Genomic DNA, 20319 nt, shown 5'->3' on the forward strand with positions numbered 1-20319 from the left:
GTCCGGATCGTAGCCGGAAGCCAATGTGCCCCCAGGAGGATATCCGTGCCCAGATCCGTTGCAGCCCACCGCCAGGCAATCGCGGAATTGCTGACAACAGCCGCCGCAAGGAAAGGCACGCACCGGCTTCCGTTGATGGACGCACTCGGAAGGGTGCTCGCCGTCGACCTCCACGCACCCTTGTCCCTCCCGCCCTTCGCCAACTCCCAAATGGACGGCTTTGCCGTCCGTTCAGCAGACATCCCCGACGGCGGTGCGAAGCTCCCCGTAGCGGCGCCCGTTCCGGCGGGTGCCGCGCCGGAAGCCCTGAAGCCGGGCCATGCCGCTCCGATCATGACCGGAGCCATGATGCCGGAGGGAGCGGACGCCGTCGTACCTATTGAGAAGGCGACGCCCGGCACCTTTCCGGCGCCCACGGACGTCGACGCGGAGGTGGAGCTGCCAACGGTCGAGCCCGGGACGTACGTGCGTGATAGCGGCAGCGACATCGGCAAGGGAACCTTGGCGCTTGCCGCCGGCACGCTGCTGGGCCCAAGCCAGCTGGGGCTGCTGGCAGCGCTCGGCCTTGTCGACGTGGAGATCCGGCAGCCCTGGCGTGTCCTCCTGGTCACGACGGGCGATGAGGTCCTGGAACCGGGAACCGAACTGACAGCCGGGAAGATCTACGACTCCAATGGAACACTCCTGGAAGCCTCCATGCGGCAAGCCGGCCTCGACGTAGTCCGCACCGGTATCTCGGACGACCAACCCGAGGGCCTGCTCGCAGTCCTGAGGCAGCACCTCGCGGACCCGGACAAACCGGTGGACATGATCGTTTCCACCGGGGGAGTGAGCAAAGGGGCTTACGAAGTCGTACGCCTGGCCATGACCGGGCAGCCGGTGGAATTCCTCCACGTCGCCATGCAACCTGGCGGACCACAGGGACTGGGCACTTTCGAAGGAACCCCTTTCATCGGCTTCCCGGGCAATCCCGTCAGTTGCCTGGTCTCCTTCGAAATGTTCCTCCGCCCCGCCCTTTCACAGGTTGCCGGCGCCCCCTCGCCCAGGCCCGCGCTGAGGGCACACCTGGCCGAAGGCCTTACCTCCCCGCAGGGCAAGCATCAGGTGCGCCGTGGAACCGTCGTGGATGGCGTTGTCCGCATGGAAGGTGGTGCCGGCTCCCATCTGGTCCATGCCCTGGCCCGCGCCAATGCCTTGGTGCAGATCCCCGAGGACGTCACGGAACTCGCCGAAGGAGACGAAGTGGAAGTATGGATGTTGTGAACCACACTCCCGAATCCCCGGCAGGCCCCACAGGCCTGACCCACCTGAGGCAGGACGGCACTGCTCAGATGGTGGATGTCTCCGAAAAAGCCGTCACCACCCGCGAAGCCACCGCCACGGCCACGGTCCGCTCCACCTCCGAAGTCCTGGCCCTGCTGGGCGCCGGCGAACTGCCCAAGGGCGATGCGCTCGCAGTAGCACGCGTTGCCGGCATCATGGCTGCAAAGAAAACACCTGAACTGATCCCGCTGTGCCATCCTTTGCCCATTTCCAAGGTCACGGTGGACTTTGAGCTGGGTACGGATTCCGTGGGGATCCTTGCCACGGTCAAGACCCGGGGCGTGACCGGCGTCGAAATGGAAGCGTTGACGGCGGCCTCCGTTGCCGCCCTGAGTGTCTACGACATGATCAAGGCCGTGGACAAACATGCCGTCCTGGACGACATCCGGGTGCTGTCCAAGAGCGGTGGCAAGAGCGGAAGCTGGGACGTCTCCGGGGACTCCAGGCCGGAGGCAAGGGCATGAGCGCATGCGAGCCGAACGCACACGGCCCCCGGAAGGCCGGCGTCGTGATTGCCTCCACCCGGGCTGCCGCCGGGATCTACTCCGATGAGACAGGTCCTATCATTCTCGACTGGCTCAAAGAGCACGGCTTCGACACCTTCCCCACCATGGTGGTCCCGGACGGTGAAGCCGTGGGTGCCGCCCTGAGGGCATTGCTGACCCAGGAACCGGCCGTCATCATCACCAGCGGGGGAACGGGCCTCAGCCCGGACGACCACACACCGGAAATGACGCTTCCGCTGCTGGACCGGGAGATACCCGGCATCATGGAGGGCCTCCGCCGCGCAGGCGCCGCCAAGACCCCCATGGCGATGCTGAGCCGTGGCCACGCGGGCGTTGCGGGAAAGACATTCATCATCAACCTGCCGGGATCTCCCAAGGGAGTCATGGACGGACTGGCCGTCCTTGACCCTGTGATCGGGCATCTCTGCGAGCAATTGGAAGGAAGCCATGGGCACTGAAACAGACTTCGAAGTTGTCAGCGCTGTCCTCAGTTCCGAGCCGATCTCGGTGGACCAGGCCATCAGTGCAGTGGAATCGGACACTGCCGGCGCGGTCGTCAGCTTCAGCGGCGTTGTGCGCAACCACGACGGCGGCAAGGCAGTGGACCGGTTGAGCTACAGCGCCCATCCCACAGCGCATCAGGTCATGTCCGAGGTCGTGGCCCGGCTCGTCGCAGAGCACTCGGGCGAGGCTGACCAGCCGGTCCGTATCTGGGCTGCCCACAGGATAGGCACGCTGGAGATTGGTGATCCCGCGCTGGTGTGTGCGGTTGCAGCTGCCCACCGTGGACAGGCGTTCGCTGTTTGCTCGGAACTCGTGGACCGGGTCAAGGAGCAGGTCCCCATCTGGAAGGAACAGTTCTTCTCCGACGGCACCGTTGAATGGGTGGGTGCGGGGGAGTAGGAAGCTGTCACGGTTCCTTCCCGGGTCCTGCCCGGCGGTAGGGTTAAAGGTATGACCGAACAACTTGCTGTTGCTGTGCTAGGCGCCAATGGGCGCATGGGAATCGAAGCCGTCAAGGCCATTGAAGCAGCAGGGGACATGACGCTCGTGGCAGCGCTCGGCCGTGGTGATTCGCTGGAGAAACTGCTCGACGCCGGTGCACAGTACGTTGTTGACCTCACCGTTCCGGATATCACCGAAACCAACGTCCGGTTCGCAGTTGAGCACGGAATCCACGCTGTTGTGGGTACCACCGGTTGGAATGCGGACAGACTGGAATCCCTGCGGGCGCTGCTGGAGCAGAAGCCGGACACAGGTGTCCTGATTGCCCCGAATTTTGCCCTGGGCTCAGTGCTGGCGTCCGCTTTCGCGGCCAAGGCTTCCCAGTACTTTGAATCCGTGGAAGTCATCGAACTGCACCACCCCGACAAGGTGGATGCCCCCTCGGGTACGGCGGTACGCACAGCCCAGCTCATCGCCGAAGCCCGGCAGGAGGCAGGAGTGCCGGCAAGCCCGGACGCCACTGAAACCTCGCTGGACGGTGCCCGGGGCTGCGACGTGGACGGAATCCGTGTGCACAGCGTCCGGCTCCGCGGCCTGGTGGCCCACCAGGAAGTACTCTTCGGCGGACCCGGCGAACAGTTGACGCTGCGCCATGACTCCTTCGACCGGGCGTCCTTCATGCCCGGAGTCTTGCTGGGGCTGCGGAAAGTGGCAGCAAATCCCGGCCTGACGGTCGGCTTGGACGGCTACTTGGACCTGGGGCTCTAGGACGTGGGAAATTTCCTGGCAGCCCTGAAGAAGAACCGCACCAAAATCTGGGTAGGTGCCATCACCTTGCTTTTGGTGTTGTACCTGGTGGTCTCGGTCCAGCGGTCCTTCCTGCTTCTCGGTGATCCCAACCTGGTGGCCAAGGGCATCGGAGCGGCTTACCTGGTGCTTCCGGTCATTGGCGCCTGGGCCATGATCCGCGAGCTGCTTTTTGGCGCCCGGACAGAGCAGATGGCCAAGGTGCTCGAAGCCGAGGGTGGACTGCCGGAGGACACCCTGCCCCGGACCCCGGGCGGACGGATCGTTCGCGCCGCCGCCGACGCCGAATTTGAAAAATACCGTGCCGAGGCCGAGGCTGCGCCGGAGGATTGGCGTTCCTGGTTCAGGCTGAGCTGTGCCTACGACGCTTCCGGTGACCGCAAACGTGCGCGCGCATCCATGCGCGACGCCGTGAAGCTGTTCCGCTCTCAGCCCACCGCGGCCGGACGGTAGCTGCCCAGCCTCGATGCCATGTGGGCAGCCCATTCAAGCGGTCCACGCCGCCGGAGCAAGGCGAAACACACGCCGATGCCGATGGCTCCGAGCGCCTGCGTCCAGTACATGCCTTCGGCGGTCCACCCGGCGGGAAGCGGTTGGTTGGTGAAGCCCGAGACGAGCCATACGTGTGCTGAATACAGGCTCAAGGTCATGGCGCCTGGTCCGCTGAGCACCAGCAGGAAATTGACCTTGATGCGTTCGGCGAGCCTGCCAAGCATCAGGAAAATCCCAACGACGCCGGCGGCAACGCCACTGGTGTGCAACAAGTCCAGCGTGGTGCCCGCATGCGGTGAGGCCGTAGCCAACCACCACCACGAGTCCACTTGCTGGAGCCCGGTGAGATTGACCTGGAGCATGCTCTCCAGGGGATAGCCCCTGGTGCCGGGAAGCGCCGACAGGGCTGCCCGGCCGCCCCATACCTCCATGGCCAGCACGCCGCATATCTTCGCCATGCCGGCCACGACGAGTCCGGATGTCAGCAGCATCAGCTGGACGGCCGCCGTCGTCAGTGCCAGCCGCCCGATGACCAGGCCGACAAGAAGGTAGGAGATCCACTGGAACACCGGGTAGTACCCAGTGAAGAACAGATCGGCGAGCAGACGGCCGGGGGTTTCCAGATCTTCCCAGCCGGGGTTGTGCCCCAGCTGCAGCGGCGGGTTCCCGTCAAGCAGCACGGGGCGGACCAGGAACGCGAGAACGGGTGAAACAAGGATCCACCCAGCCGCCCAGAAGCAAAGGGCTTTGAGCCGCAAGCCGAGGAACGGCAGGATGCACAGGAACAGCATCGCGTAGTGGACCAGGATCACCGCGACGTTGACGTCCAGCCCTCCCAACGCAAGTCCGACGACGGCGATCACCACCGCGCGCATTGCCACGCCGGCCCTCGCGGACCAAAGCTCCTTTCCGCTGCGGGGATCCTGCTTGCCGGTGGACAGTGCAAGGCCGATTCCGGCCAGTACCGCGAACAGCGCAGCGGACCGCCCCGAGAACACCAAGCCCACCATTGTTGGCTCCCATTGGGGTGCCGGGCCGAATGTCGGCATCAGGTGCGTGGCCATCATGCCAAGGAGGGCAGCCCCCCTGGCTGCGTCGATGCCGGTCAACCGGGTGGGAGCCGCGCGTTGACCCCGTGTTTTTCGCGGAGGCGCCGTCTCTTGCGAAGTCATGCAGCGATCGTCTCACAGCCGGGTCCCGCGACCGGTGAGTGACGGCTGCCGGGACGTTCCCGGCCCGCGCCCTTGTGTTCGAATATATGTTCGAATAATATGGCGGCATGAATGAAGTTCCAGAGCGGCCGGACGGCATGGGCGGCCCCATGAAAGCGATGAGTCCGGGAGTTGTCGACTTCCTTTTCCGGCAGCTCGTGGCCGGCGAACCTCCCGAAGACACGCAATGGCGCCGCGAGGGTACGGTGCTCGCGGAGCAGGCTCCGGGTGCTGAACTGGCCCGCCGCTTGTTTGAAACGGATGTGGAATCGCTGACGCCCCTGGAACTGTTCGAGTACGTGCGGGCCTCGCAGCGTTTGGTCGCCTGGGCAGAACAACTCAAAGAGCGCGCCGTAGGGCAGTACTGCTCGGGTCAGCGTGCCCGCACACCCGGGGTCGCATAGCCTTCGCGGCAACGCGCATGAGGACCGTCACGCGATACCCATTCTTGTAACGAGGCCGTGACAGGGTAACGTTTTTCCTATGTCTGACGTTCGCGCGCCCATTCCCGCCCTTGGTACCCTGCTGACCGCCATGGTCACCCCGTTCACCGACGACGGCAAGGTGGACTACGACCAAGCCGCGGCACTGGCAGAAAAGCTTGTCCAGGATGGCTGCGATGGACTGGTGGTTACAGGCACCACCGGAGAGACGTCCACCCTCACGGACGACGAAAACCTGGGCATGTTCCGGGCTGTCAAGGAAGCCGTCGGTGGCAAGGCTGCCATTATCGCCGGCACGGGCACCAACGACACTGCCCACTCAGTGCACCTTTCGCAGCGCGCTGCCGAGTTGGGCGTCGATGGTCTCCTGATCGTGACCCCTTACTACAACAAGCCAAGCCAGGCTGGTGTGCGCGCCCACTTCGAGACCATTGCCTCGGCTACCGACTTGCCGGTGATGCTCTATGACATTCCCGGACGGTCCTCCATCGCCATTGCGCCGGAGACCATGATCGAACTGGCCAAGCACCAGAACATTGTGGCCGTCAAGGATGCGAAGGCTGATTTCGCTGCCGCTACCCGCGTCATGGCTGAGACCGACCTTCTTTTCTACTCCGGCGATGACGGCCTGACCCTCCAGTGGATGGCTCTCGGCGCCGTCGGACTGGTCGGCGTCACCACCCACGTGGCTACGCGCCGCTTCCGCGAGCTGATCGACGCCGTCAACAACAACGACCTCGCTACGGCGCGGTCCATCAACTTTGAACTGGAGCCGGTGGTTCGTGGAACCATGACCCGGGTCCAAGGCGCAGTAGCCGCCAAGCAGATTCTCAAGTGGCAGGGAGTCCTGCCCAACTCGGTTGTCCGTTTGCCCCTCGTGGAGCCGGACGCGGCCGAGATCGAAATCATCCGCGGGGATTTGGCGGAAGCCGGAATGGACTTCACCGTCCAGGATGGTTCCGCCGGAAAGTAGCACAATATGACCCAAACCGCCCTTCCCGGACTGGTTACGCCGCCGAAACTGCCGAAAGGCACGCTGCGGATCGTTCCGCTCGGTGGACTGGGAGAGATCGGCCGCAACATGGCGGTCTTCGAGATCGACGGCAAGCTGCTCATAGTCGACTGTGGGGTACTTTTCCCCGAGGAGACGCAGCCCGGCGTTGATCTGATCCTGCCCGATTTCTCCTACATCGAGAACCGGCTGGAGGACGTGGTCGGGGTTGTCCTCACCCACGGCCACGAGGACCACATTGGCGCGGTTCCCTACCTGCTGCGCCTCAAGGCCGACATTCCGCTGATCGGTTCCCAGCTCACCCTTGCGCTGGTGGAAGCGAAGCTGCAGGAGCACCGGATCAAGCCTTACACGCTCACCGTCACGGAGGGCCAGGTGGAGCAGTTCGGTCCCTTCGAGTGTGAATTCGTTGCCGTCAACCACTCCATTCCGGATGCCTTGGCCGTCTTTATCCGTACTGAAGGGGGCAACGTCCTCCATACCGGTGACTTCAAGATGGACCAGTTGCCGTTGGATGGCCGCATCACGGACCTCCGGCACTTTGCCCGCCTCGGTGAGGAAGGAGTCGACCTCTTCATGGCCGACTCCACCAACGCCGACGTGCCTGGCTTCACCACGGCAGAGAAGGAAATCGGACCTACACTGGACCGACTCTTCGGGCAGGCAAAGAAGCGCATCATTGTGGCTTCCTTCTCCTCCCATGTGCACCGTGTCCAGCAGGTACTCGATGCAGCAGCAAAGCACGGACGCAAGGTCGCCTTCGTGGGCCGCTCCATGGTGCGGAACATGGCCATCGCCGCCAAGCTTGGTTACCTGGAGGTGCCTGACGGCATCCTGGTGGACATCAAGAACATCGACAACATGCCGGACGATCGCGTGGTCCTCATGTCCACGGGGTCCCAGGGTGAACCGATGGCAGCCCTTTCGCGCATGGCCAACGGCGACCACCGGGTGATTGTCGGCAAGGGCGATACCGTCATCCTGGCGTCCAGCCTCATCCCCGGCAACGAGAACGCCGTATTCCGCATCATCAACGGTCTCCTCAAGCTCGGAGCCGACGTCATCCACAAGGGCACGGCCAAGGTCCACGTCTCCGGTCACGCGGCGGCGGGGGAGTTGCTCTATTGCTACAACATCCTTGAGCCGCTCAACGCCATGCCGGTGCACGGTGAAACGCGCCACCTGATCGCCAACGGGAACATTGCCCTGGAATCAGGCGTGCCGTCGGATGGCATCATCCTCAGCGATAACGGCACCGTGATCGACCTCAAGGACCACGTGGCGAACATTGTGGGCCAAGTGGAGGTGGGCTTCGTCTACGTGGATGGTTCGAGCGTTGGCGAAATCACTGACGCAGACCTGAAGGACCGCCGCGTCCTCGGCGACGAAGGCTTCATTTCCGTCATCACGGTCATCAGCCGCACCACCGGCAAAATCGTGTCCGGACCGGAGATCCACGCCCGTGGCGTCGCTGAAGACGACTCGGTCTTCGACGAGATCATCCCGAAGATCAACGCCGCACTCGAAGAGGCTGTGCTGAATCACACAGACCACACGAACCACCAGTTGCAGCAAGTGGTTCGCAGGATCATCGGCACGTGGGTCAACCGCAAGCTTCGCCGCCGTCCCATGATCATCCCGGTGGTCCTGGAGGCCTAGTCCGCCAGCAACATGAATACCCAAGGGGGTCTGAAATCCGCGGATTTCAGACCCCCTTGCGGTACCGTGGCACGTATGGCGACCCGTACTACCTCCGCGCCACGAGGCAGCTCCAGCAATAAATCCGGCGGCACAGGCCGGGGCGGAGCCGCATCCAAAACCAGCTCCGCCAGCAAAAGCGGGCGGGGAAGCACTGCCCGCACCAAGCAAGCAGCCGCCGTCGAGCCCCAGGCTCCGCTTCCGCTTCGCATGCTGTCCGGTGCCTGGCAGGGCATCGGGCACGTGGTGGGTGCCGGCGTGCGCCGGATCGGCCACGATGTCAGCGACCTCGACCCCGCGGACCGCCGGGACGGGGCAGCGCTGTTCAACCTGGTGCTGGGCATCGCGATCGCTACTTTTGCCTGGTGGGGCCTCACCGGTTGGCTCCCGGACATCGTGTACAGCGTGGTCAACGGGACCTTCGGCTGGATGTCCCTGATCCTGCCTTTCATGCTCTTCGTCTGCGCCTTCCGCTTGTTCCGCAAGCCCCAGGATGGCCGCGGAAACAACCGCGTGGGCATCGGATTCATGATCATGACGCTGGCCGGCTCCGGACTTGCCCAGGTCATTGGGGGTCAGCCCACCGTCGCCGATGGCTTCGACGGCCTGCGCCGTGCGGGCGGCATGCTGGGATTCCTCGCCGCGGCTCCACTTGCCGCCATCCATGTCGCTGTTCCGGTCATCATCTACAGTCTCCTGGCCTTTGTTTCCTTGCTGATCGTCACGGCAACCCCCTTCGGTGCCATTCCCGCCCGGATCCGGGGTGCCTACGAACACCTCATGGGCGTTGACCTCATGGACAACTCCGGCAAGGACGACCACGACCGAAGCTACCTCTACGGCAACGGCTCCTCGTCCGCGCCGCCGAAGAAGAAGAAGCGCATGCGCCTCTTCGGCAAGGATGAAGAACCTGACGCCGGCCTCGAAGGTTACGTCGGTGACGAAGCCTTCGAACACGCAATAGTCGACGACGACGAAACCCCCGCCGCATCCGCACCGCGTGTTCCGCCGGGTGTCCGGCGCCCCACGCAAGCGGAAATTGCCGTGGAGAAGATCAAGGCCGCCCAAGGCCTCGCGGGCGCAAACCCCGGGATCGACAACCCCACGGAAGCCATTCCCGTCCTGACCCCGGAAATGACGGCTCCCGTGGCGGCCCAGGTGCCGGCGCGGCCCGCAACACCTCCGCCTCCGCCCACGCCGATTCCGCAGCGTACGGAGCAGTTGTCACTGGCCGGTGATGTCACCTATACACTGCCTGCCTCCGACTACCTGACGCCGGGCTCCATTCCGAAGGAGCGCACGGAAGCCAACGACGCCGTCGTCGCCGCGCTGACGGACACCCTCACGCAGTTCAACGTCGACGCCGCGGTGACCGGCTTCAGCCGTGGTCCCACCGTGACCCGCTACGAGATTGAGCTCTCTCCCGGCACCAAGGTGGAACGCGTCACGGCGCTGTCCAAGAACATCTCCTATGCCGTGGCTTCCAGTGATGTCCGCATCCTGAGCCCCATCCCGGGCAAGTCCGCGATCGGCATCGAGATCCCGAACACCGACCGCGAGACGGTGTCCCTGGGTGATGTCCTCCGGAGCCAGAATGCCCGCCGTACCGACCACCCGATGGTCATGGGCGTGGGCAAGGACGTTGAGGGCGGCTACGTCGTGGCCAACCTCGCCAAAATGCCCCACCTCCTGGTCGCCGGTGCTACCGGTGCAGGTAAGTCGAGCTTCGTGAACTCCATGATCACCTCCATCCTCATGCGCGCAACGCCGGATGAAGTCCGCATGGTCATGGTGGACCCCAAGCGTGTGGAACTCACCGCCTACGAGGGCGTCCCGCACCTCATCACGCCAATCATCACCAACCCGAAGAAGGCCGCAGAGGCCCTCCAATGGGTGGTCCGGGAAATGGACGCCCGCTACGACGACCTCGCCAACTACGGCTACAAGCACATTGATGACTTCAACAAGGCCGTCCGTGCGGGCAAGGTCACGCCGCCGGTCGATTCCAAGCGCGTCATCAAGCCCTACCCCTACCTGCTGGTCATCGTGGACGAACTCGCGGACCTCATGATGGTGGCACCGCGTGACGTCGAAGACTCGATTGTCCGTATCACCCAGCTGGCCCGTGCCGCCGGTATCCACCTGGTGCTGGCCACCCAGCGTCCATCCGTGGACGTCGTCACGGGCCTCATCAAGGCCAACGTGCCGTCCCGCATGGCGTTCGCCACCTCGTCCGTGACGGATTCCCGCGTGGTCCTGGACCAGCCAGGCGCCGAGAAGCTCATCGGCCAAGGTGACGCACTGTTCCTGCCCATGGGCGCTTCGAAGGCCATGCGTGTCCAGGGTGCCTGGGTGACCGAGTCCGAGATCCACAAGGTCGTTGAGCACGTCAAGGGCCAGTTGCAGGCCGTCTACCGTGACGACGTCGCAGCCGAGGCTCCCAAGAAGCAGATCGACGACGACATCGGAGACGACCTCGAGGTCCTGCTCCAGGCTACGGAGCTGGTGGTCACCACGCAGTTCGGTTCGACGTCCATGCTGCAGCGCAAGCTGCGCGTCGGCTTCGCCAAGGCCGGACGACTGATGGACCTCTTGGAATCCCGCGGCGTCGTGGGCCCGTCCGAAGGTTCCAAGGCCCGCGATGTCCTGGTAAAGCCCGATGACCTCGCCGCTGTACTTGCTGCGATGAAGGGCCAGGAGTCACCGTCCACCCCTGATGCCCACACGGCCGCCCTGAGCGACAACGCGAACTCGAACATCGCCGTCGGCGGTTATGCCGAAGACCTGGTGCAGGCGGACCTGGACAACCGGACCCAGGCTGTTGAGTACTACGACGGCGCGGACGGCCCGGATGACGACGACGAGGGCGGCGAAGACGCCTGGTCGCTCACAGGACGTTAGCCCCCAAAGCGGCCGCCGCAAAGACGGTAGCCTAGAGGGGTGACTACAGCCGAGGGTGATAACGCGACCTCCAGCAGTTCCGATATCTGGAACCTGCCCAACATCCTCACGATGCTGCGCATCGTCCTGGTGCCGTTCTTCGTCTGGTTCCTGCTGGCCGATAACGGCGCGTACGGGATCTGGCGCTGGGCGGCGGTGGTTGCCTTCGCTGTAGCGATCTACACCGACAAGCTCGACGGCGACATCGCCCGGGCGCGCGGCCTTATTACCAACTTCGGCAAAATCGCGGACCCCATTGCCGACAAACTGCTCATCGGCTCAGCGTTGGTGCTCCTGTCCATCCTGGGGGAGTTGCCCTGGTGGGTCACCATTCTCATCCTGGTCCGTGAATGGGGCATCACGGCACTGCGCTTCGTTGTGATCCGGTACGGGGTCATGCCCGCTTCCCGTGGCGGCAAGCTCAAGACCGTCGTACAAACAGTGGCGATCTTCCTGTACATCCTTCCCCTCCAGGCGATCGCCCCATGGCTGGGCGCCGTCGCTTTCCTGGTCATGATGGTTGCCCTCGCCATTACGTTGTGGACCGGCGTCGAATATGTCATCCAGGCCATGCGGCTGCGCGCAGCGGGACGTCGCGCGTGAAGTCCGTGAGCGGTGCGGCAGAAACCGCGGAGACGGTGGTGGGCGCCGCCGTCCGCAGTGGCCTCACGGTGGCTACGGCTGAGTCCTTGACTGCAGGTCTCGTGGCCGCAACGCTCGCCAACACTCCGGGCGCTTCGGCCATGCTGCAAGGCGGTGTGGTCGCTTACCAAAACTCGGTCAAGGCCGGCATCCTGGGCGTGCCGGAGGAGCTTCTTGCATCGGTCGGCTCCGTTGACGGCGGTGTCGCCGAGGCAATGGCCGACGGCGCACGCCGGGCTTGCGCTGCCGACGTCGGGATTTCGACGACCGGCGTCGCCGGACCGGAGCCGCACGACGGCAAAGATGTCGGCACCGTGTTCATTGGCGTGGCGTCTGCGCTGGGCGTGGCGTCGTTCGAGTACAGCTTCGACGGCGACCGTCAGTCCATCCGCGAACAGGCCTGCGACGCCGCCCTGGCGCGCCTGCTTGCCGCGCTGGGTGACCTTGGTTACCGTTCGTAAAGTAGTCGGGAACAAAAACTCATTGCCAATAGTTGTGTCATTGTGTCGCTTCGGAAGAGCCGGGGCGCCTAGGATGTAAAAACATACCCGGTCCGCCAGCCAGCGAACCGGATCAACGAGGGAGCATGGCGATACAGATGGTAAAGCAGCCCGTATCCGTAAACGGCGTTGTCCGCTGGAAGGATGTGGGCTTGGCTGATCAGGCACAGAGCGAACAGAAGGAGCGCAAAATGGTTGTACTACGCCACGAGATCGGTGATGTACTGCGCGATGTCCGCCAGCGTCAGGGCCGTACCCTTCGCGAGGTTTCGCACAGCGCCCGCGTCTCACTTGGCTACTTGAGCGAAGTGGAACGGGGCCAGAAGGAGGCTTCTTCCGAGCTCCTGTCCTCTATCTGCACAGCCTTGGACGTTCCTTTGTCCCACATGCTTCGCGAAGTCAGCGACCGCGTGGCCGTCGCAGAAGGTGTTGCTGTCCCGGACACCGTCCCGCAGGAATTCTCACAGCGTTATGGCCGCGATCTGGGCCTCTCGGACGACTTCCCCCAGGGAATGCTCTCCGGAGCCCGCTAAACGGTTCCATAAGTAACGAAGAAGGTCCCCAGCCTGAGGCTGGGGACCTTCTTTCTTTAGCGCTGCGGCGTCGCGTCACGCGCCCGGGGGGTTGTCCGCGGAATCGGCTCCTGCTTCCTTGGTTCCCAGATCCCTGAGCGCGCCGTCACCGTAGATGGCATTCAGGCGCCCCATGTAGTCGGCCAGGGTCTGGACATCTTCCAAGGGCCACTCACCGAGGCGTTCCCTGAAGACCTGGCGCCGGGCATCCTGGACGAGGTGCATCTTCTCTTCGCCCTTTTCGGTCAGGCGGATGGATTGTGCCCGCCCGTCCTGCGGATCCGCTTCCTTGTAGACGAGGCCGATGCTCTCAAGGAAGGCGATCTGGCGGCTTACCGATGGCTTGCCTACGCCGATGCATGTGGCCAGCTCGGTGAGGCGGATGGGGCCTTCCCTGCGGATGACGGTGAGCAAACCGTAGGCGGCCGGTTCCATGTCCGGATGGACCTGGCGGGACAGTTGGTGGGAGATCGAACGGGCGCGGCGCCAGAGCAGGCTCAGCTGGTGTTCCACCTGCTGGAGGGCGTCGTCGACGTCGTCGCCTGGCACGGCTGGACCTGGCGCGCTCTGGAGAGGATTGCTCATGGCAACCATTCTAGAGTCCACTGCCATGAGAGACTCTATCCGTGAGGGCAAGTGACTTTTGGCGATTGATGGACGATGAATTCGGGGCCGGCTATTCCCGTGTCCTGGCCAACTCGCTGGTACTCGCCGGTGTGGGCGGACGGACGGCCGTGGAGGCCCTGGCGGCCGGATACCATCCCCGTGAGGTCTGGCTGGCCGTGTGCGAGGTCCAGGACGTACCCCCCGAGCGCCGGCTGGGCAGGGACATCAAACCCGCCTCGAACTGAGTCTGCAGCTGGCAGGAACGCCTCGGCACCGGGAGACACGCCGCACCATTGTTCGAATATCTGTTCGGATGGGGATATGCTCCTGTGAGAGGAAAATTGATCCCGTAGGACGCATTCCAACAGCATTCGGCAAGCAGGTTATCCACATAGCCGGAGTCGGCACCTAAAAATGTCAGGCCGCCGTAATAGCGTCTGGGATGACAGGAAAGCGGCCTATCGGGCCACTCCACAGCGAGAAAGCATCAGAGGTGTGAACCATGGCGGCAACCCCGGATCGTGAAAAGGCGCTCGAAGCAGCGCTTGCCCAGATCGACAAGCAGTTCGGCAAAGGCTCCATCATGCGTTTGGGTGATGACACCCGTGCGCCCATCGAAGTCATTCCCACCGGTTCCATTGCGCTGGACGTGGCCCTCGGCATCGGCGGCCTGCCCCGCGGCCGCGTCGTGGAAATCTACGGTCCTGAATCGTCGGGTAAGACCACGGTGGCGCTGCACGCCGTAGCCAACGCACAGCGCGCCGGCGGTATCGCCGCGTTCATTGACGCCGAGCACGCGCTGGACCCGGACTACGCTGCGAAGCTGGGTGTGGACACTGACGCCCTCCTCGTTTCCCAGCCGGATACGGGTGAGCAGGCCCTGGAAATCATGGACATGCTGGTGGGCTCCGGTTCGCTGGACATCATCGTCATCGACTCCGTCGCCGCGTTGGTACCCCGTGCCGAAATCGAAGGCGAAATGGGTGACTCCCACGTTGGCCTCCAGGCGCGCCTTATGAGCCAGGCGCTGCGTAAGATCACTGGTCGTTTGAGCCAGACCAAGACCACTGCCATCTTCATCAACCAGCTGCGTGAGAAGATCGGCGTCTTCTTTGGCTCGCCGGAAACCACCACCGGTGGCAAGGCGCTTAAGTTCTACGCTTCGGTCCGCATCGACGTTCGTCGCATCCAGACGCTGAAGGAGGGCGCGGATTCCGTAGGTAACCGCACCAAGGCCAAGATCGTCAAGAACAAGATGGCTCCGCCGTTCAAGATCGCCGAGTTCGACATCATCTATGGTCAGGGCATCTCCCGCGAGGGTGGCATCATCGACATGGGCGTTGAGCACGGCATCATCAAGAAGTCCGGTTCGTGGTTTACCTACGACGGCGACCAGCTCGGCCAGGGCATGGAAAACTCGCGGCGGTTCCTGCGGGACAACCCCGAGTTGGCGCAGGAACTGGAGCGCCTGATCAAGGAAAAGCTTGGCGTTGGCGTCAAGCCGGAGGAAGACTCCCCAAAGCTGAAGGCCGTTGACGGCTAGCACCGGGCCGGACCCGGAGTCTGCCCTGGCTGCAGACTCCGAGCCCGAGCCTGAGTCCGTGGCGCGTGCCATCGTCCTGCGACAGTTGACGATGGCGCCACGGAGCCGCCTGCAGTTGTCCCGCAAACTGGCGGAACGCAATGTTCCCAAGGACGTTGCCGAGGCGGTACTGGACCGCTTCGAGGAAGTTCAGCTGATTGATGACGCTGAATTCGCCCGGATGTGGGTGCGGAGCCGTTCGCAAAGCAAGAAACTGGCCAAAGGTGCACTTCGTCGCGAACTGGCTGATAAGGGCATCGTCCTCGAGGCCGCCGAGGAAGCACTGTCGCAACTCAGTGACCAGGATGAAGAGTCAGCCGCGAGGGATCTGGTGCAGCGTAAGCTTCGGCCGGGCATGAACCTCTCGGACCGTGCCGAGCGGGACAAGTACACGCGTAGGTTGGCCTCCATGTTGGCGCGCAAGGGCTACGCTCCATCGTTGGCCTTCAGGATCGTCGGCGAGGTGCTGGCAGAAGCCGGTACCCTTGAGTAGTGAGTTTGACCATTCCCTCCCCGACACCTGCCACCGCTGCTTCGACTGAGCCCCGGACGTATCAGGTCCGTACTTTCGGTTGCCAGATGAACGTCCATGATTCCGAGCGCATGGCGGGCCTGCTAGAGGACGCCGGCTACGTTCCTGCAGAGGGCGACGTTGCCGATGTCGTTGTCTTCAACACGTGCGCTGTGCGGGAGAATGCGGACAACAAGCTCTACGGAAACCTTGGGCAATTGCGGCAGGTCAAGGAATCCCATCCCGGCATGCAGATTGCCGTTGGCGGGTGCCTGGCGCAGAAGGACCGCGAGACCATTGTCCGGAAAGCGCCGTGGGTGGATGCTGTCTTCGGCACCCACAATGTGGGCGCCCTGCCGGCCCTCCTCAAACGGGCCCGGCACAACAACGAGGCCCAACTCGAAATCCTCGAATCCCTGGACGTCTTTCCGTCCACGCTTCCTACCAAGCGTGAGTCTGTGTACTCGGGGTGGGTTTCCATTTCAGTCGGTTGCAACAACACCTGCACGTTCTGCATTGTTCCCTCGCTGCGCGGCAAGGAAAAGGACCGCCGTCCAGGCGAGATCCTCGCGGAAATCCAGGCCCTCGTCGATGACGGCGTTGTCGAAGTGACGTTGCTGGGCCAGAACGTGAACTCGTACGGGGTGGAATTCGGCGATCGCCTGGCCTTTTCCAAACTCCTCCGTGCCTGCGGTGACATCGAGGGTCTCGAACGCGTGCGGTTTACCAGCCCCCACCCCGCGGCCTTCACCGATGACGTCATCGATGCCATGGCTGAAACCCCCAATGTGATGCCGCAGCTTCATATGCCACTGCAGTCGGGATCGGACAAAGTCCTCAAGGACATGCGTCGTTCCTACCGCTCCAGCCGCTTCCTGGGCATCCTGGACAAAGTGCGTGAGCGGATTCCGCACGCTGCCATCACCACTGACATCATTGTTGGATTCCCGGGTGAAACCGAAGAGGATTTCCAAGCGACCTTGGATGTCGTGGAGAAGTCGCGGTTCTCCTCGGCCTTCACGTTCCAGTACTCCAAGCGTCCGGGAACACCGGCAGCGGACTTGCCTGATCAGCTGCCTAAAGCGGTGGTCCAGGAGCGCTTCGAACGGCTCACTGCCCTGCAGGACCGTATCGCCGCCGAGGAAAACGCCGCGCAGCTTGGCCGGCAGGTAGAGGTCTTGGTGACAGCCCAGGCAGGCAGGAAGGCCGAGGCGACCCATCGGCTTTCCGGGCGGTCCAAGGACCAGCGGCTTGTGCACTTTTCCGTCCCTGACGGTGCGGAAACCCCCCGTCCCGGGGACTTCGTGACGGTGACCATTACGGAAGCAGCCGCTTTCCACTTGGTAGCCGACCCCTCGACAACCAATGACTACGTCCTGCGGCGTTCCAGGGCCGGAGATGCCTGGGACCGTTCGCAGGCCGACTCCTGCGGTGTTCCCGCACCAGGCACATCCGGCGGCAAGACCGGGGTGTCCTTGGGCATGCCCGCATTGCCGATCCGCCGCGCGTAGCCGTCGTCCATTCCATGTCGGATTCCCAGCAGGCCCGGCCTGTCATCGCCGTGGTCGGGCCCACAGGTTCGGGCAAGTCGGATCTGGGCGTCAACATCGCCCTGGCGCTCGGTGGAGAAGTCATCAATGCTGACGCGCTGCAGTTCTACCGGGGCATGGACATCGGCACAGCCAAGATCAGCATGGAAGAGCGGAAAGGCGTTCCGCATCATCTCCTGGACATCATGGATGTCACGCAAGAGGCAAGCGTGGCGGACTTCCAAAGCGAATGCCGCGCAGTCATCGAGGACATCCACTCCAGGGGGAAGCACGCCATTCTGGTGGGCGGATCTGGACTGTACGTGCGCGCGGCCCTGGACATCCTGGAGTTTCCGGGAACGGATCCCGCTCTGCGCCGAAGCCTCGAGGACGAATACGAAGCCAAAGGACTGGCTCCGCTCAGGGCCCGCCTGGAGGAAGTGGACCCGGTCTCGGCAGCCCGTCTTGGCGACGCCCGAAGGGTAATTCGTGCTTTGGAGGTCCACGGACTGACAGGTCGAGCCTTCAGTTCCTTCATGCCCCAGAGGGAGTACTATCAACCCGCTGTTCAGATCGGCCTTTCCGTTGACCGCGAAGAACTCAGGGAGCGGCTTGCCCGCCGAGTGCACCGCATGGTCGAGACCGGCCTGGAGAACGAGGTCGCGCGACTCGACACCTTGGGATTGCGCCAGGGCAAAACAGCATCAAGGGCTCTGGGGTACGCCCAGTTCCTCAAAGTCCTGGACGGTGACATGGACGTGCCGGCCGCGGCCGAGGAGACCATCGTCGCCACAAGGCAGTTCGCGCGCCGCCAGCTCACCTGGTTCCGGGCAGACCCACGGATCTCATGGTTGGACTGGAAGGACCCCGGGCTGACATCCCGGGCCGTGTCGGCAATCCTCGCCCAGGGGTAACCTTGGGTGATTTCTGGCCGAACACACGTGGAAGGTAGCCTTGGTTCCATGGATGAAACCGCCTCAGTTCCCACCCGCCAGCCCTCGGCTGCCGGGGCTGCCGAACCCACATCGAGCCTTGCCGGATTGGCGTTCTCAAAAGGGCACGGGACAGGCAACGATTTCGTCCTGATCGCCGATCCCGGCGACGCCCACGAGATCACTCCTGAACAGGTGGCACACTTGTGCGATCGCCACACGGGCATCGGTGGCGACGGACTTATCCGTGCAGTTCCCTCGCGGTTCCTCCCGGAAGGGCGGGCACTCCTGGAAGTGGACCCTGCTGCGGAGTGGTTCATGGACTACCGCAACGGCGACGGTTCGCTGTCCGAAATGTGCGGCAACGGCGTGCGCGTCTTCGTTCACTTCCTCAATGAGCAGGGATTGGTGGACCTTGGTCCCGGCGAAACCCTCACCATCGGCACGCGTGGCGGAGTCAAGAAAGTAGTCCGTACCGTGAACGGCTACGCGGTGGACATGGGCCCTTGGGAGTTCATTTTCCCGGACGAGGCAACCAGCAAGGCCATGGATGCCCTGGTCAGCGCGGACGGCCTGGAAGTGGCACGCCCCGGCCTTTCGGTCAGTATGGGCAACCCGCACACAGTCGTTGCCTTGGCCGAACTCAGCGAGCTTTCAGCAACCCAGCTGTTCAAGGCTCCGGTTGTTGATCCCAAGCCGGTCAACGGCACCAACGTTGAATTCGTTGTTCCGGCCGAACCGTTGGTCGAAGACGGCGTGGGAACCATCACCATGCGCGTGCACGAGCGGGGAGTGGGGGAGACCCAGTCCTGCGGTACGGGAGCCTGCGCAGCAGCGGTTGCAATCCGTCACTGGGCCGGCAGCACGGCGCCCAACGACTGGCACGTCAAGGTTCCCGGCGGCGTCGTCGGTGTGAAGTTCTTCCCCGGCGCCGGTGGCCGTGAGCACGTTGAACTCAGCGGCCCCGCCGTCATAGTGGCTAGCGGGACGCTTTCCTGACCCGAATGATCCTGAAGGACTTCGACGTGCTTTCGCGGGAAACGCTGAAGGACGCGTCCAGTTCAGAAGCCAGCCACCGCTGCAAGGAATCTGAACCCAGGTTCTTCTGAACCACCAGCCATGCGTTTCCTCCCGGCGCCAGCCGCGGCAACCAGGTCAGCAACAACGAGTGGAGTTCATCCTTGCCGATCCGGATGGGCGGATTGGACCAGATGGTGTCGAACTCGACGGCGGGATCCACCTCATGCGGGAGGCTGGCGGTCACGTTCTCCAGGCCCAGGGCCGCTGCGTTCTCGGTGGTCAGGGTCACGCAGCGTTCGTTGACGTCGACGGCGTACACGCGGGCGTGCGGGGCCATCAAAGCAAGGGTGAGGGCTATTGGACCCCAGCCGCAGCCGATGTCCAGCAGATTGCCTTGGGGAGCGGGCGGTGGAACCTCTGACAGGAGTATTGCCGTTCCCTTGTCCACGCCGTCGGGGCTGAAGATGCCGGATGACGTCTGCAGGTGGCGCGTAGCTCCAGCGAGTTCAACTGTGAGTGGCTTACGGGTGAACGGCCCAGCCGGCTGGGCGGTGAAATAGTGTGCAGACTCCATAATTTGCCAGATTAGTTGGCTATTGGCGCCTTGGGAAACCGCCATGGTCCCAGGTTCGTTTGACACGGCTGATAGTGTTGAGGTCATGTTCTTGATCTTTGAGTAATCGGCCGAACCACGCCTGCTTTCCAGGCGTTCCCCGGCACCGCCCGCGACGCAGGTCCGGCTTGGCACCATGCCCGGCCCATGGCCTTTCCGCCCGGCAGGTCCCACGGCACATGTCGGCGCCACTTCCTTGTGGCGCCGGACGCTCAGAAGATCAAAGCCCCACCCATGCCTTCACATGACGGTATTCCCGGAACCGGGCCATCGTGCGAACCCTGGTGGGCAGCATAACGACTTCAAGCAGGCCAGGACCTCCCTGCGGATCCACCCGTCAGATCACCGACGCCACGTCCCCGACAGGCCAGTGGCGTTCAGCACACAGGAGGCCACTTTGGCCCAAGCCCGTCAGCCCAGCGCGAAGAGCGCCCC

The 20319-nt window shown here is 63.6% G+C and carries 22 protein-coding genes; 19 read left to right on the forward strand and 3 right to left on the reverse strand.

The window, feature by feature from the left end:
• The first annotated feature begins 39 nt into the window (after window positions 1-39).
• From glp to PYR64_RS05895, 6 genes are read left to right on the forward strand one after another with little or no spacing between them, the layout of a single operon-like run.
• A complete protein-coding gene (gene glp / locus PYR64_RS05870) occupies window positions 40-1263 on the forward strand; it encodes a gephyrin-like molybdotransferase Glp (RefSeq protein WP_275779898.1) in 1224 nt (407 codons plus the stop codon).
• Window positions 1251-1787, forward strand: a complete 537-nt coding sequence (moaC, locus tag PYR64_RS05875) for a cyclic pyranopterin monophosphate synthase MoaC (protein ID WP_018779060.1) — start codon at window positions 1251-1253, stop codon at window positions 1785-1787. The genes glp and moaC overlap by 13 nt, the downstream gene beginning before the upstream one ends.
• Window positions 1784-2287, forward strand: coding sequence for a MogA/MoaB family molybdenum cofactor biosynthesis protein (locus PYR64_RS05880; protein ID WP_275778865.1), 504 nt, complete (start codon window positions 1784-1786; stop codon window positions 2285-2287). Before moaC ends, PYR64_RS05880 begins: the two co-directional genes overlap by 4 nt.
• Complete coding sequence (locus PYR64_RS05885) at window positions 2277-2732, forward strand: molybdenum cofactor biosynthesis protein MoaE (protein ID WP_018779062.1); 456 nt, start codon at window positions 2277-2279, stop codon at window positions 2730-2732. Before PYR64_RS05880 ends, PYR64_RS05885 begins: the two co-directional genes overlap by 11 nt.
• 51 nt (window positions 2733-2783) lie before the next feature.
• Window positions 2784-3542: a 4-hydroxy-tetrahydrodipicolinate reductase gene (dapB, locus tag PYR64_RS05890; protein ID WP_018779063.1), complete on the forward strand. Its 759-nt coding sequence runs from the start codon at window positions 2784-2786 to the stop codon at window positions 3540-3542.
• 3 nt (window positions 3543-3545) lie between these two features.
• Window positions 3546-4034 (forward strand): hypothetical protein, encoded by a 489-nt coding sequence (locus PYR64_RS05895; RefSeq protein WP_018779064.1) that lies wholly within the window; start codon window positions 3546-3548, stop codon window positions 4032-4034.
• Here the strand turns inward: PYR64_RS05895 and PYR64_RS05900 are convergent.
• Complete coding sequence (locus PYR64_RS05900) at window positions 4010-5245, reverse strand: heparan-alpha-glucosaminide N-acetyltransferase domain-containing protein (protein WP_275778868.1); 1236 nt, start codon at window positions 5243-5245, stop codon at window positions 4010-4012. The genes PYR64_RS05895 and PYR64_RS05900 overlap by 25 nt on opposite strands.
• Before the next feature lie 107 nt (window positions 5246-5352).
• Between PYR64_RS05900 and PYR64_RS05905 the strand changes: the two genes are divergently transcribed.
• The 7 genes from PYR64_RS05905 to PYR64_RS05935 all read left to right on the forward strand — a co-directional run bounded on the left by PYR64_RS05905 (window position 5353) and on the right by PYR64_RS05935 (window position 13052).
• The gene (locus PYR64_RS05905; protein WP_026267342.1) at window positions 5353-5688 is read left to right on the forward strand and encodes a hypothetical protein; all 336 of its coding nucleotides are present in this window, start codon (window positions 5353-5355) and stop codon (window positions 5686-5688) included.
• Window positions 5689-5767: 79 nt separating this feature from the next.
• Window positions 5768-6700 (forward strand): 4-hydroxy-tetrahydrodipicolinate synthase, encoded by a 933-nt coding sequence (gene dapA, locus PYR64_RS05910; RefSeq protein WP_018779067.1) that lies wholly within the window; start codon window positions 5768-5770, stop codon window positions 6698-6700.
• A gap of 6 nt (window positions 6701-6706) precedes the next feature.
• Window positions 6707-8398: a ribonuclease J gene (locus tag PYR64_RS05915; protein ID WP_018779068.1), complete on the forward strand. Its 1692-nt coding sequence runs from the start codon at window positions 6707-6709 to the stop codon at window positions 8396-8398.
• Between the two features lie 75 nt (window positions 8399-8473).
• Window positions 8474-11338, forward strand: a complete 2865-nt coding sequence (locus tag PYR64_RS05920; protein ID WP_275778871.1) for a DNA translocase FtsK — start codon at window positions 8474-8476, stop codon at window positions 11336-11338.
• Between the two features lie 39 nt (window positions 11339-11377).
• On the forward strand, window positions 11378-11980 hold the full coding sequence (pgsA, locus tag PYR64_RS05925; RefSeq protein WP_039240608.1) for a CDP-diacylglycerol--glycerol-3-phosphate 3-phosphatidyltransferase: 603 nt from the start codon (window positions 11378-11380) through the stop codon (window positions 11978-11980).
• A 5-nt stretch (window positions 11981-11985) separates the two neighbouring features.
• On the forward strand, window positions 11986-12480 hold the full coding sequence (locus PYR64_RS05930; protein WP_229778622.1) for a nicotinamide-nucleotide amidohydrolase family protein: 495 nt from the start codon (window positions 11986-11988) through the stop codon (window positions 12478-12480).
• Between the two features lie 137 nt (window positions 12481-12617).
• Window positions 12618-13052 carry a helix-turn-helix transcriptional regulator gene (locus tag PYR64_RS05935; RefSeq protein WP_018779072.1) on the forward strand — a complete coding sequence of 145 codons (435 nt, stop codon included), beginning with the start codon at window positions 12618-12620 and terminating at the stop codon, window positions 13050-13052.
• Window positions 13053-13127: 75 nt separating this feature from the next.
• On the opposite strand, the gene PYR64_RS05940 is transcribed toward PYR64_RS05935, so the two are convergent.
• Window positions 13128-13676, reverse strand: a complete 549-nt coding sequence (locus tag PYR64_RS05940; RefSeq protein WP_051088528.1) for a MarR family transcriptional regulator — start codon at window positions 13674-13676, stop codon at window positions 13128-13130.
• Between the two features lie 68 nt (window positions 13677-13744).
• On the opposite strand from PYR64_RS05940, the gene PYR64_RS05945 reads away from it, so the two are divergent.
• From PYR64_RS05945 to dapF, 6 genes are all read left to right on the forward strand, one after another.
• Window positions 13745-13942, forward strand: a complete 198-nt coding sequence (locus tag PYR64_RS05945) for a DUF3046 domain-containing protein (RefSeq protein WP_018779074.1) — start codon at window positions 13745-13747, stop codon at window positions 13940-13942.
• Window positions 13943-14199: 257 nt separating this feature from the next.
• A complete protein-coding gene (recA, locus tag PYR64_RS05950) occupies window positions 14200-15240 on the forward strand; it encodes a recombinase RecA (protein ID WP_018779075.1) in 1041 nt (346 codons plus the stop codon).
• A complete protein-coding gene (locus tag PYR64_RS05955; protein ID WP_039240611.1) occupies window positions 15230-15772 on the forward strand; it encodes a regulatory protein RecX in 543 nt (180 codons plus the stop codon). The genes recA and PYR64_RS05955 overlap by 11 nt, the downstream gene beginning before the upstream one ends.
• Window positions 15772-17301, forward strand: coding sequence for a tRNA (N6-isopentenyl adenosine(37)-C2)-methylthiotransferase MiaB (gene miaB, locus PYR64_RS05960; protein ID WP_039240613.1), 1530 nt, complete (start codon window positions 15772-15774; stop codon window positions 17299-17301). The genes PYR64_RS05955 and miaB overlap by 1 nt, the downstream gene beginning before the upstream one ends.
• Before the next feature lie 14 nt (window positions 17302-17315).
• Window positions 17316-18233: a tRNA (adenosine(37)-N6)-dimethylallyltransferase MiaA gene (miaA, locus tag PYR64_RS05965; protein ID WP_039240614.1), complete on the forward strand. Its 918-nt coding sequence runs from the start codon at window positions 17316-17318 to the stop codon at window positions 18231-18233.
• A 48-nt stretch (window positions 18234-18281) separates the two neighbouring features.
• Window positions 18282-19250: a diaminopimelate epimerase gene (gene dapF, locus PYR64_RS05970; RefSeq protein WP_018779079.1), complete on the forward strand. Its 969-nt coding sequence runs from the start codon at window positions 18282-18284 to the stop codon at window positions 19248-19250.
• Here dapF and PYR64_RS05975 read toward each other — a convergent pair.
• Window positions 19231-19845 (reverse strand): methyltransferase, encoded by a 615-nt coding sequence (locus PYR64_RS05975; protein WP_039240617.1) that lies wholly within the window; start codon window positions 19843-19845, stop codon window positions 19231-19233. The two genes, dapF and PYR64_RS05975, sit on opposite strands and share 20 nt — an antisense overlap.
• Window positions 19846-20319: the final 474 nt, after the last annotated feature.

The sequence above is a fragment of the Paenarthrobacter sp. Y-19 genome (assembly GCF_029223985.1).
GTDB classification, from domain to species: domain Bacteria; phylum Actinomycetota; class Actinomycetes; order Actinomycetales; family Micrococcaceae; genus Arthrobacter; species Arthrobacter nicotinovorans.